Raw genomic sequence first — 11,569 nt, forward strand, 5'->3', positions numbered from 1 at the left:
GGGGAACCGCGCGACCAGCCGGCCCCCCGCGCCCCCGGGCAGCCCCGCTCAGGCCACCGCCGCGACCGCCCGGCGGGAGCCGCCCGGCGCCGCGTCCCCCGCCGCGATCCCCGTCGTGCGGTACGCCTTGACCCGCTTGCCGGCGGGCCGCCCCGCCCCCGCACGGAGCCAGTCGACGCGCACCCACAGCAGCGCCTCGTCGTCCTGCTCCAACCGGCCGATCCACGCCGCCTTCAGCCACAGGCCGGTCCCGCAGCCGGCCAGCAGCAGTCCGCCGGCCGCGGGGGCGGCGAACGCCGAGCCGAGGGCGGCGAGGAAGGCGAGCAGCAGCCACCACCGGTGGGCCCGCCGCCAGTTGCGCACGGTCACCGCCCGGTCCTGGAGCACGTCGTGCCGGCTCGCCCGTACCGCCTGGCGGGCCGGCGCGCGGTACCGCCCCCGACCCCAGTACGCCACGACGGCCGCCGCCACCAGGAACAGCGCCGCACCCGCCAGCACACCGATCCGGCGACCGGTCGTCCCCGGCACCAGTGCCCCCGCTCCGGCGGCGACGACTCCGAGCCACCACAACGGCGCTGCCCCGGCCCGTACGACGACGGCCACCCGGGCCAGTCCATGTCCTCCGCGCGTCACGTCCAGCCTCCCGTCTCTCACGCCAGTGAACACGGGAGGGTAGCGGCGCAAGGTGAGACGAGTCTGAGAACACCCCCGGTCCGAGGAGCCCTCCGGGAGGTCAGTCCACGAACAGTCCCCGCGCGGCCGCCTTCACGTCGAACTCCTCCAGCCGTGCCTGCGCGTCGGGCAGGTCGTCGCACATCGCCTCCAGCAGCACCCGGCCCAGCAGCATCGGCGCGCACGCCGTGTCGAAGGCCAGCCCGGTGCCGACGGCGGCGGGCAGCAGCAGGTCGGACACCTTGGCGACCGGCGCGAACGGGGAGTCGGCGACGGTGACGACGGTCAGTCCCGTCTCCCTGGCGTGGGTGAGGGCGTCGACGACCTCCCGCGGATGGCGGGGCAGCGCGAAGCACAGCAGGGCGCTCGCCCCGGCCCGGGCGGCGGCGTCGATCCGGTCGTGGAGCATCGTGCCGCCCTCGTTGAGCAGCCGTACGTCCGGATGGACCTTGGCGGCGAAGTAGGCGAAGCCGTGCGCCTGGGCCGCGGCGGCGCGCAGCCCCAGCACGGGCAGCGGCCGGCTGTCCGCGAGGACCCGTCCGGCCCGCCGGACGGGCCCGGCGTCGGCCAGCGCCTCCGCCAGGTGCCGCAGGTTCTCGATCTCGGCCTCGACGGCCTGCTGGTACGCGTTGGACGAGCCGGTCTCCGGCGCGGGTCCGACGGGCGCGACCTCGCGCAGGTGCCGGCGCAGGGCGGGGTAGCCGTCGAAGCCGAGGGCGACGGCGAACCGGGTCACGGACGGCTGGCTCACCCCGGCCAGTTCGGCGAGCTCCACACTGGACAGGAACGGCACGTCGGCGGCCCGCCGCACCATGCTGTGCGCGATGCGCCGCTGCGTCGGCGTCAGCCGGTGCCCCTCGAAGAGCGCCTGGAGGCGCGCGGCAGGGCTCTCGGTGCCGCTCATGACGTGACGTCCCCCTCGGACCGCTCGGACCTCGGACCCCTCGGCCCATTCACCCGGCACTGCTTCTGTATGCCGTTATACAACCGCACGGGACATCGTGCCGTACCCGCGTCGTGAGGGGCGGGGGCCACCCCCCGGGCCCGGTCGCGGACAGATCCGGATCTCGACGATTTCGCTACGACCTCCGCGCGTCCCCGAAGGAGCCGGATAACGTAACGCCTCGAACAATTAAGCGCCTTGAGGCCCAGGCGCCCCCCGGGGGCCCCGACGGAAGACTGGTAACGAGCGTGGATGCGCCAAGTCGTGGACAGGCGGACGGGACCGATCCCGCCGACCAGTGGGTGCTCAACCCGGACACCGGGGACTACGAGCTGCGGCTGAACGGTACGCCGGGGCGTCCGGCGGTCCCCCGCCCGCGCGGCGCGTCCCGCTCCGGCCCCGCCGCCCCGTCGTCCGCCCCCTCGTCCGCTCCCGGCCGTGTGCCCGGGCAGCGCGGCCACCGCGCCGCTCCCGCCTCGTCTCCGGCCGCCCCCGACGCGGACGGCACGCGGGACCCCGGCCGGCGCGGGCGCCCGCAGCAGAGGAAGCGCGGCGCCAGGCGGAAGGCGCTGATGTGGACGGGCGGCGCCCTCGGTCTGGTCCTGGTCGGCGGCTCGGCGTTCGCCTACTACTGGTACGACCGCCTCAACGGCAACATCGACACCGTCGACATCGGTGACGTGGGCAGCGACAAGGTCCTGGCCGACGGGCCGGTCAACATCCTGGTCATCGGCAACGACGTCCGCACCGGCGACGGCAACGAGGCCTACGGCAACCGGGACAACGTCACCGGTCACGCCGACACCACCCTGCTCTTCCACGTCGCCGGGGACCGCTCCAACGCGACCGTGGTGAGCATCCCCCGGGACATGATGACCACGATCCCGGACTGCGAGACCCGACAGCCCGACGGTTCGACCGAGGTCGTCCCCGGATCGAAGGGCACCACCAGGTTCAACGAGTCCTTCGGCGTGAACGGCCGTGACCCCGGCTGCACCATGCGGACCGTCGAGGAGATCGCCGGCGTCGAGGTCGACCACTTCATGATGTTCGACTTCAACGCGGTCAAGACGCTGTCCACCGCCGTCGGCGGCGTCGAGGTGTGCCTGGAGAAGCCCCTCAAGGACCTGGACGGCGGAACGAAACTCGACCTGCCCATCGGCAGGAGCACCCTCGAGGGCGAGCAGGCGCTGTCGTTCCTGCGCAACCGGCACGGCCTGAAGAACGAGAGCGACCTCGACCGCATCGAGATGCAGCAGAAGTTCGTCGCGTCGATGATCCGGCAGCTGAAGGAGGACACGCTGGACAGCCCGTCGAAGATGCTCGACGTGGCGGACGCGGCCACCAAGTCCCTCACCGTGGACAAGGGCATAGGCAGCGCCACCAAGCTCCTCACGCTGGCCAAGGAACTCACCAGGATCGACCTGAAGAACATCACGCTGATGACGCTCCCGGTGGTCGACAACCCGGCCGAGCCCACGCCCGTCACCGTCGTGCCGGACCCGGTCAAGGCGCCGCAGGTGTTCGCCATGCTGCAGGACGACGTCTCCTTCACCGAGGTGAAGAAGAAGGAGAAGGACGCCAAGGACAAGCAGGCGGCGCTCCTGAAGGGAGCGCGGGCGGAGGCGTCCGCCGTGCACGTCGACGTCCTCAACGGCGGGGGCCCGGCCGGCGCCGCGCAGGAGACGCTGGTCTGGCTGCGGACCGGCGAGGGCGTGGCCCGCTCCGCCAACCGGGGCAACGCGCCCGCCAAGGCCGACAGGACCCGGCTGGAGTACGCGCCGGAACAGGCCGACCAGGCCCGCAAGCTCGCCGATCTGATGGGCCTGCCCGCCTCGGCCCTGAAGCCCGGCGGCGAGGACTCGGACGCGTCGCAGCCGATGAGGCTCACCCTCGGCCCCGACTTCAAGAAGGCGGGCGTGCCCGTCGCCGCGCCGAAGAAGGTCGACGTCGGGCAGTCCCGGGCCGACGACAAGATGTGCGGCGCGTAGGCGCGCGGCGAACCCGAACCCGAGACGGGGGTTACCCCCAGTGTCAACGGCCCCCCGCCTGCCTACCGTGGAGCGCATGACCGGAATGGACGCGCGGGACGCCGAGCTGAAGAAGGAACTCAACGCCTCCCTGCAGGCGCGCAGGGAACTGGGCGAGGAGTACGAGTCCGCGCTGGTCGACTCGTTCCTGGAGAAGGTCGACCAGCGCATCGACGGCGCGGTGGAGCGCCGGGTGCGCCGGCAGCTCGCCGAGCGGCAGATGACGGTGGCCCGGGACTCGCGGTCGCCGAAGGCCACGGACTCCTGGGGGGAGCGGTTCGGCTTCGGCATCGTCTCGCTGGTGCTGGCGGTGCCGCTGTCCGCCATCGGCGGGGGCGTGGGCCAGCTGCCGGGCCTGCTGGTCACCTGGGCGGGCATCGTCGGCGTGAACGTGGTCCAGGCCGCCCGCACCAACCCGGGGCTCTTCGGCTCCCGCAAGGGCCGCCGGGACGACGACTGGGAGGACTGAGGAAGGGGTTTTGCGCGGGGACCGCCGCACCCCCGTAGGCCGGGGGGCGGGACGACGGCGGTCCCCGCGGGGGACGCGTGCCCCGTCGAGGAGGCCGCGCGTCCCGGGGCGTCCAGGGAGGTCCGGGAGCCGCTCCGGTTGTCCTTCGACGCCGCGTGGTCGCCGGCGGGTCCGGGGAGCCGCTCCCTTCCCTGCCGACACCCACCACTGTGCCGGAGCCGTGTTAAGCGAGTGCTGCGCGCACGTGACGCCCTCGTACCACTTCCGCGAAGTCCACGAAGATCATCCGTGCGGTGGCGGCCGGCCGGTCACGGACGGTTCACGCCCGCTCCGGCCGGCGCCCCGTCACTTCCCGGTCTTGGCGAGGAAGGACAGCAGGTCCTGGCGGCTGACCACACCGGTCGGCTTGCCCTCGACGAGGACGATGGCCGCGTCCGCCTTGCCGAGGACGGCCATCAGGTCCGCGACGGGCTCGCCGGAGCCGACCTGGGGCAGCGGCGCGGACATGTGCTTCTCCAGCGGGTCGTCGAGCGAGGCGCTCTTGCTGAACAGCGCGTCCAGCAGTTCCCGCTCCACCACCGAGCCGACGACCTCGGCGGCCATCACGTCCGGGTGACCGGCGCCCGGCTTGACCACGGGCATCTGCGAGACGCCGTACTCGCGCAGCACCTCGATGGCCTGGCCGACCGTCTCGTCGGGGTGCATGTGGACGAGGGAGGGGATGTGGCCGCCCTCCTTGTCGTTCAGGACGTCGGCGACGCGGGCGCTGGAGCCGGTGTCCTCCAGGAAGCCGTAGTCGGCCATCCACTCGTCGTTGAAGATCTTGCTGAGGTAGCCGCGTCCGCTGTCCGGCAGCAGGACGACGACCACGTCGTCCTCACCGAGCCGGGAGGCGACCTCCAGCGCCGCGACGACCGCCATGCCGCAGGAGCCGCCGACCAGCAGGCCCTCCTCCTTGGCGAGGCGGCGGGTCATCTGGAAGGAGTCCTTGTCGGAGACGGCGACGATCTCGTCGGCGACGTCACGGTCGTAGGCGGTGGGCCAGAAGTCCTCGCCGACGCCCTCGACCAGGTACGGCCGCCCGGAGCCGCCCGAGTACACGGAGCCCTCGGGGTCGGCGCCGATCACCTTCACGCGGCCGTCGCTGGCCTCCTTCAGGTAGCGGCCGGTCCCGGAGATGGTGCCGCCGGTGCCGACGCCGGTCACGAAGTGGGTGATCCTGCCCTCCGTCTGCTCCCACAGCTCCGGACCCGTGGAGTGGTAGTGGGAGAGGGGGTTGTGGGGGTTGGAGTACTGGTCCGGCTTCCACGCGCCCGGCGTCTCACGCACCAGCCGGTCGGAGACGTTGTAGTAGGAGTCGGGGTGCTCGGGCGCGACGGCGGTCGGGCAGACGACGACCTCGGCGCCGTAGGCGCGCAGCACGTTGATCTTGTCGGTGGACACCTTGTCGGGGCAGACGAAGATGCACTTGTAGCCCTTCTGCTGGGCCACGATGGCGAGGCCGACACCGGTGTTGCCGCTGGTCGGCTCGACGATGGTGCCGCCCGGCCGCAGCTGACCGCTCTGCTCCGCCGCCTCGATCATGCGCAGGGCGATGCGGTCCTTCACCGACCCGCCCGGGTTGAAGTACTCGACCTTGGCCAGGACGGTCGCCCTGATGCCCTTGGTCACGTTGTTGAGCCGCACCAGCGGGGTGTTGCCGACGAGGCTGATCATCGAGTCGTGGAATTGCACCGTTGTCTCCGGATGCTTGCAAAAGATGTGGTCGTAGTGGTCGAACCAGCCTAGGCCCTCCCCGCCCGGAACCCGCCGGGGTCGTTCACTGCCCGTTGGGATTGGACCACGGTGCGTACGGGGCAAGCACTGGGTGTACGGCTTCGAGGAGGTGGCGGCGAGCATGACGGGCATGTCGAGGGCACGGGTGGCCCGGCGGATCGCGGCCGGCGCCGCGTACGGCGGCGGGAGCGTCGGCCTGGCCGGCGCGGCGACCGTGGGTCTGCTGGTGGCCCAGGCACAGCTGGCGCGGCGGCGGGTGGGCAACGGCACGGCCGGCTACGTCCCCAACGCGGACGGGCTGTACGGGGCGGCCTACACGGTGCCGGGCGAACCGGCGCTGCGGCTGACGATGCTGGGCGACTCCACGGCCGCGGGGCAGGGCGTGCACCGGGGCGGGCAGACACCGGGCGCGCTGCTGGCGTCCGGGGTGGCGGCGATCGCGGAACGTCCGGTGGGGCTGAGTACGGTCGCGGTGCCGGGGGCCTGCTCCGACGACCTGGACCGGCAGGTGACGCGGGCGCTGGCGGATCCGTCCCGGGTGCCCGACATGTGCGTGATCATGATCGGCGCCAATGACGTGACCCACCGGATGCCGGCCACCCAGTCCGTACGCCATCTGAGCGCGGCGGTGCGCCGGCTGCGGACGGCCGGCGCGGAGGTGGTGGTCGGGACCTGCCCCGACCTCGGCACGATCGAACCGGTGCAGCAGCCGCTGCGCTGGCTGGCCCGGCGCGCCTCGCGGCAGCTGGCGGCGGCGCAGACGATCGGGGTCGTCGAGCAGGGCGGGCGGACGGTGTCGCTGGGCGACCTGCTCGGTCCGGAGTTCGCGGCGAACCCGCGGGAGCTGTTCGGGCCGGACAGCTACCACCCCTCCGCGGAGGGGTACGCCACGGCGGCGATGGCGGTGCTCCCGACGTTGTGCGCGGCGCTGGGGCTGTGGCCGGCGGAGGAGGAGCGTCCGGACGCCGCCCGCCGGGAGGGGTTTCTGCCGGTGGCCCGTGCGGCGGCGGAGGCGGCGTCGGAGGCGGGCACGGAGGTCGCGGCGGCGATGCCGACGGGGCCGCGGGGGGCGTGGGCACTGCTGAAGCGCCGCCGGCGGCGGCGGGTCCCGGCGAGCGAGCCCCAGCCCTCGCCCCAGCCGTCCCCCTGACCTCCTCCCTCCGGGTCGGACTCGGCCGACAGCAGGCCAAGCAAGCGCTTAGACAGTTGCGGTCCATGTCACACCGCGGGAGCAGTGACCGGGACGGTACGGACAGGTAACTTCCCAGGGAGCCCGCACCGACCCCGCGGTATGCCCGCCCGTCGCCCGACCACCACCCCTCAACGAGGCGCTACGCGCCACTTTCGCCCGCCGCCCGACCACCACCCCTCGTGCCTTTCCTCTCTGGAGCCGTGATGCCCGAAGCCGTGATCGTCTCTGCCGCCCGCTCCCCCATCGGCCGCGCCTTCAAGGGCTCCCTGAAGGACATGCGCCCGGACGACCTGACCGCCACGATCGTCCAGGCCGCCCTCGCCAAGGTCCCCGAGCTCGACCCGAAGGACATCGAGGACCTGATGCTCGGCTGCGGCCTCCCCGGCGGCGAGCAGGGCAACAACCTCGGACGCGTCGTCGCCGTGCAGATGGGGATGGACCACCTCCCCGGCTGCACCGTCACCCGCTACTGCTCGTCCTCGCTGCAGACCTCCCGCATGGCCCTGCACGCCATCAAGGCCGGTGAGGGCGACGTCTTCATCTCGGCCGGCGTCGAGACCGTCTCGCGCTTCACCAAGGGCAACTCCGACAGCCTCCCGGACACCCGCAACCCGCTGTTCGCCGAGGCCGAGGCCCGTACCGCCGCCGTGGCGGAGTCGGAGGGCTCGACCTGGCACGACCCGCGCGAGGACGGCCTGCTGCCCGACCCGTACATCGCGATGGGCCAGACCGCCGAGAACCTGGCCCGCCTCAAGGGCGTCACCCGCCAGGACATGGACGAGTTCGGCGTCCGCTCGCAGAACCTCGCCGAGGAAGCCATCAAGAACGGCTTCTGGGAGCGCGAGATCACCCCGGTGACGCTGCCCGACGGCACGGTCGTCAGCAAGGACGACGGTCCCCGCGCCGGCGTCACCCTGGAGGGCGTCCAGGGACTCAAGCCGGTGTTCCGCCCGGACGGGCTCGTCACCGCGGGCAACTGCTGCCCGCTCAACGACGGCGCCGCCGCGCTCGTCATCATGAGCGACACCAAGGCCCGCGAGCTCGGCCTCACCCCGCTCGCCCGGATCGTCTCCACCGGCGTCTCCGGCCTGTCCCCGGAGATCATGGGCCTCGGCCCGGTCGAGGCGAGCAAGCAGGCGCTGTCCCGCGCCGGCCTGACCGTCGGCGACATCGACCTGGTCGAGATCAACGAGGCGTTCGCCGCCCAGGTGATCCCCTCCTACCGCGACCTCGGCATCCCGCTGGAGAAGGTGAACGTCAACGGCGGCGCCATCGCCGTCGGCCACCCCTTCGGCATGACCGGCGCCCGCATCACCGGCACGCTCATCAACTCCCTCCAGTTCCACGACAAGCAGTTCGGCCTGGAGACGATGTGCGTCGGCGGCGGCCAGGGCATGGCGATGGTCATCGAGCGCCTCAGCTGACGTCCGCGGTACCGGCGGCGACCGCACGGTAGCCGCCGGTGCACGGTGTGTGCACCACGAGCCCGGAATCCCGGCCGTCCCGGGGTCCGGGCCGTTTTGTGATCCAATCTCCCCCAGGATGTGACCTATCCCTCCCGCGGAGGGCATCCTCGCAGGTCAGCGCCGCCCCCCTGGCGGACCCGGGACCAAAGAGCTGTCCGTTTCGTGACGTTACGCACTGACAGAAGGTCAGTCCGCCCTTCAAGCTGATGTAGGAAGTCGGGGGTCGACTGTGAACCGGGAGTACGTCAGTGAGCGCCATGCCGATCGCCCTGTTGATCACCACGGCCGCCACCGGCGCCGTGGGCGTCGCCGTTCTGCGCAGCATCATGGTGCTGCGCCGGCAGGTCGCGGCCCTGCACACCGAGCTGGCGAGGATCCAGGCCGCCGACGCGCGCGCACGCGTCCCCTCCGCCCGTGCGGCCGACGCCGACGAGATACGCGCGGCGGTGGCCGACGCGCTCGCCGAGGAGCGGGAGCGTGAGCTCGCCGAGGCGCGGGCCTTCTGGGCCGCCCAGGAGACGCGCGACGCCACCGACGCGCCGTCCCTGCTGGGCGGCCTGGCCGACAGCGAGCTGTTCCTGCCCCGGCAGGCCGACTTCGCGGGCCTGGAGCCGGTGAGCGAGCCGGGCCCCGACATCGAGGAGTACCCCGGGGACTCCCCCGAGCTGGCCGCTGCCCGCCGCCGTCACCCCTCGCACCCGGACTTCGTACCGAACCCCTCGCCGGTGGTGAACGACCACGAGCGCACGGTGACGACTCTGGAGGAGCTGGCCGGCTCCCGTACCGAGCTGACCGACGTCCGCCCGGGCCCGCTGGGCACGCTGGACGTCTACGTGTTCGCCGACGGGACGACGCTGTGCATGACGCCGGGCCACCGCGAGACCGCGGAGCGCCTGGCGGCGGCCCTGCGCGCGGGCGAGACCCCGTTCCTGCTGGGCGGGTCCGGCATCTCGGGCGCGTACACGCTGACCTTCTCCTGCGGCGAGGAGAGCGTCTACATCCTGGCGGACCGCGTCATCGCGTCCCTGTAGCCGCGGGGAGCCACCGGGCCCGGGCGCCGGCGGCCCGCCTCCGGGCCGGCTACACCCCGGCGCGCTCCCGCGCCTCCTCCACCAGCCGTACCGCTTCCCCGACCTCCTCGTCGTCCTTCAGTACGAGGGCCAGGTCGTGCCCGGCGACGGTGATCTGGTCGGCGGCGGCGAACATGCCCGCGTCGGGCATCTCGCGCGGCTCGGTGCCCGGCTCCTCGACGAGCTGGGCGCGCCGCGCCAGCTCCCTGGCCAGGGCGAGCGCCTCGGCGGCCCCTCCCCGTTGCAGCCGGCTCTGCGGCGCGGCCCGCAGACGGTCGGCGAAATGATCCACGGCACGGGTGAAGGGCGTCGTATCAACCACGCGGCGAGCGTACGCGGCCCGGCAGGACTGTCGCCAACGGACGAACGCTCGGGCACGGTGACCTGAAGGGCCGGCTCACACGCCGGCGTCCGCAGGCGCCGATGTCCCGGGGCGATCGTCCACGAGTACGGCCTGGGGAGGGCGGCGCGCAGGCTGCGCCGGCCGCCCCCCGCGCACGGCGAAGGGCCCCGGTGGAACCGGGGCCCTTGCCTGTGCCGTCGGCGGCGTACGGGACGCCTGCCGTCGTCAGTCGCTGCTGTTGAAGATCGCGATGAGTCGCAGGAACTCCATGTAGATCCACACCAGCGTCAGCGTGAGGCCGAAGGCGGCGAACCAGGCCTCCTCGCGCGGCGCGCCGTAGGCGATCCCGTCCTCGACCTGCTTGAAGTCCAGGGCGAGGAAGCAGGCACCGAGGATGATGCCGACGATGCCGAAGACGATGCCGAGCGGGCCGCTGCGGAAGCCGAGGCCGTCACCGCCGCCGATCACCGCGAACAGCAGGTTCACGGCCATCAGGAGGATGAAGCCGAGCGCGGCCGCCATCACGAAGCCGTAGAAACGGCGGTTGACGCGGATCCAGCCCGCCTTGTACGCCACCAGGACACCGGCGAAGACCGCCATGGTGCCGAGCACGGCCTGCATGGCCGCACCGCTGGCGATGTGGGTGTCGACGGCGCTGGAGATCACGCCGAGGAAGACACCCTCGAACGCGGCGTACGTCAGGATCAGCGCCGGAGAGGGCTTGCGCTTGAAGGACTGCACGAGCGCCAGGACCATGCCGATCAGCGCGGCACCGATGGCGATGCCGTAGGACCGGCCGATGTTGGCCTCGTCGACCGGCAGCAGCGCCCAGGAGAGCGCGGCCGTCACGATCAGCAGACCGAGCGTGCTCGCCGTGCGGATGATGACGTCGTCGATCGTCATCCGGCCGGTGGTGGCCGGTGCCTGCGGCGCGCCGAACTGCTGGTCCTGCTGCGCGTAGGGGTTCTGCGCGTACGGGTTGCCCGTCGGCTGCGCGTACGGGTTGGCCTGCGTGGCGACAGCGGGACCCCCGGCCTGCGGCGCGGTGTTGAAGCCCGCGTAGCCGTTGTCGCGGCTGAACCCCCGTCGCGAGAAGACCGGGTTTCTGCTCCTCATTTCACTCCTCCATGGCCACTCGATGCGGCCTTGGCTCAAGAGTAATAGGTAGGCAAAGGATTGACCCTAATGCTTGGGGAGGATCTTTCCCTCGTCATGCTCCGCAACACGCTACGCGGTGCCGTGATTCCCCTCACCAGGAGGGACGCGACCATGACCGACCCGGTACCTGTCCGGAACCGGACGGAGATCAACCACTCGGCGGAAGGCGCGGCCCCCGGTGCCGGAGGCGCACGCGCGGGTCCGTCGTGTCCGCGTCCTCCACGCCCGCCGCCCTGCGCCGCGCGGCGGCGCCGGCGGTCGGGGGTGTGCGCGTTCATGAATGCGATGTGCGCCCACCCCGTGGACGCGAAGGGGATCAGCGGCGGGCTTCCCGCCGATCACGGGAGGAAGCGTGGTGGTGCCCGGAGCCGGACTTGAACCGGCACGCCCGCTCAGGGGCAGCGAGGTTTAAGCTCGCCGTGTCTGCATTCCACCATCCGGGCAGGCCAT

Annotated in this window: 10 protein-coding genes and 1 tRNA gene; 5 read left to right on the forward strand and 6 right to left on the reverse strand. The window is 72.5% G+C overall.

Annotation, left to right across the window (positions count from 1 at the left end; all coding sequences use genetic code 11):
- Positions 1-48: 48 nt before the first annotated feature.
- Both IE172_RS29995 and IE172_RS30000 read right to left on the reverse strand, forming a co-directional pair.
- Complete coding sequence (locus IE172_RS29995; RefSeq protein ID WP_190100480.1) at positions 49-633, reverse strand: hypothetical protein; 585 nt, start codon at positions 631-633, stop codon at positions 49-51.
- 100 nt (positions 634-733) lie between these two features.
- Positions 734-1,576 (reverse strand): MurR/RpiR family transcriptional regulator, encoded by an 843-nt coding sequence (locus tag IE172_RS30000; protein ID WP_190100481.1) that lies wholly within the window; start codon positions 1,574-1,576, stop codon positions 734-736.
- Between the two features lie 287 nt (positions 1,577-1,863).
- On the opposite strand from IE172_RS30000, the gene IE172_RS30005 reads away from it, so the two are divergent.
- Positions 1,864-3,606 carry an LCP family protein gene (locus tag IE172_RS30005; protein ID WP_190100482.1) on the forward strand — a complete coding sequence of 581 codons (1,743 nt, stop codon included), beginning with the start codon at positions 1,864-1,866 and terminating at the stop codon, positions 3,604-3,606.
- An 85-nt stretch (positions 3,607-3,691) separates the two neighbouring features.
- Positions 3,692-4,114 (forward strand): hypothetical protein, encoded by a 423-nt coding sequence (locus tag IE172_RS30010; protein ID WP_190100543.1) that lies wholly within the window; start codon positions 3,692-3,694, stop codon positions 4,112-4,114.
- 345 nt (positions 4,115-4,459) lie between these two features.
- Here IE172_RS30010 and IE172_RS30015 read toward each other — a convergent pair whose 3' ends face one another.
- Positions 4,460-5,848, reverse strand: coding sequence for a cystathionine beta-synthase (locus IE172_RS30015; protein WP_190100483.1), 1,389 nt, complete (start codon positions 5,846-5,848; stop codon positions 4,460-4,462).
- A gap of 163 nt (positions 5,849-6,011) precedes the next feature.
- Here IE172_RS30015 and IE172_RS30020 point away from each other — a divergent pair, with 163 nt between their 5' ends.
- The 3 genes from IE172_RS30020 (at position 6,012) to IE172_RS30030 (ending at position 9,579) form a co-directional block, all read left to right on the forward strand.
- Positions 6,012-7,040 (forward strand): SGNH/GDSL hydrolase family protein, encoded by a 1,029-nt coding sequence (locus IE172_RS30020; protein ID WP_190100484.1) that lies wholly within the window; start codon positions 6,012-6,014, stop codon positions 7,038-7,040.
- Positions 7,041-7,285: 245 nt separating this feature from the next.
- On the forward strand, positions 7,286-8,506 hold the full coding sequence (locus tag IE172_RS30025; RefSeq protein WP_190100485.1) for an acetyl-CoA C-acetyltransferase: 1,221 nt from the start codon (positions 7,286-7,288) through the stop codon (positions 8,504-8,506).
- A 290-nt stretch (positions 8,507-8,796) separates the two neighbouring features.
- The gene (locus IE172_RS30030; protein WP_190100486.1) at positions 8,797-9,579 is read left to right on the forward strand and encodes a hypothetical protein; all 783 of its coding nucleotides are present in this window, start codon (positions 8,797-8,799) and stop codon (positions 9,577-9,579) included.
- A 49-nt stretch (positions 9,580-9,628) separates the two neighbouring features.
- Here IE172_RS30030 and IE172_RS30035 read toward each other — a convergent pair whose 3' ends face one another.
- From IE172_RS30035 to IE172_RS30045, 3 genes are all read right to left on the reverse strand, one after another.
- On the reverse strand, positions 9,629-9,940 hold the full coding sequence (locus IE172_RS30035) for a hypothetical protein (protein WP_190100487.1): 312 nt from the start codon (positions 9,938-9,940) through the stop codon (positions 9,629-9,631).
- Positions 9,941-10,186: 246 nt separating this feature from the next.
- Complete coding sequence (locus IE172_RS30040) at positions 10,187-11,077, reverse strand: Bax inhibitor-1/YccA family protein (protein WP_190100488.1); 891 nt, start codon at positions 11,075-11,077, stop codon at positions 10,187-10,189.
- Between the two features lie 398 nt (positions 11,078-11,475).
- A tRNA-Leu gene (locus IE172_RS30045) sits at positions 11,476-11,562 on the reverse strand.
- Positions 11,563-11,569 lie beyond the last annotated feature (7 nt).

Source organism: Streptomyces griseoflavus (assembly GCF_014649995.1).
GTDB lineage: Bacteria > Actinomycetota > Actinomycetes > Streptomycetales > Streptomycetaceae > Streptomyces > Streptomyces griseoflavus.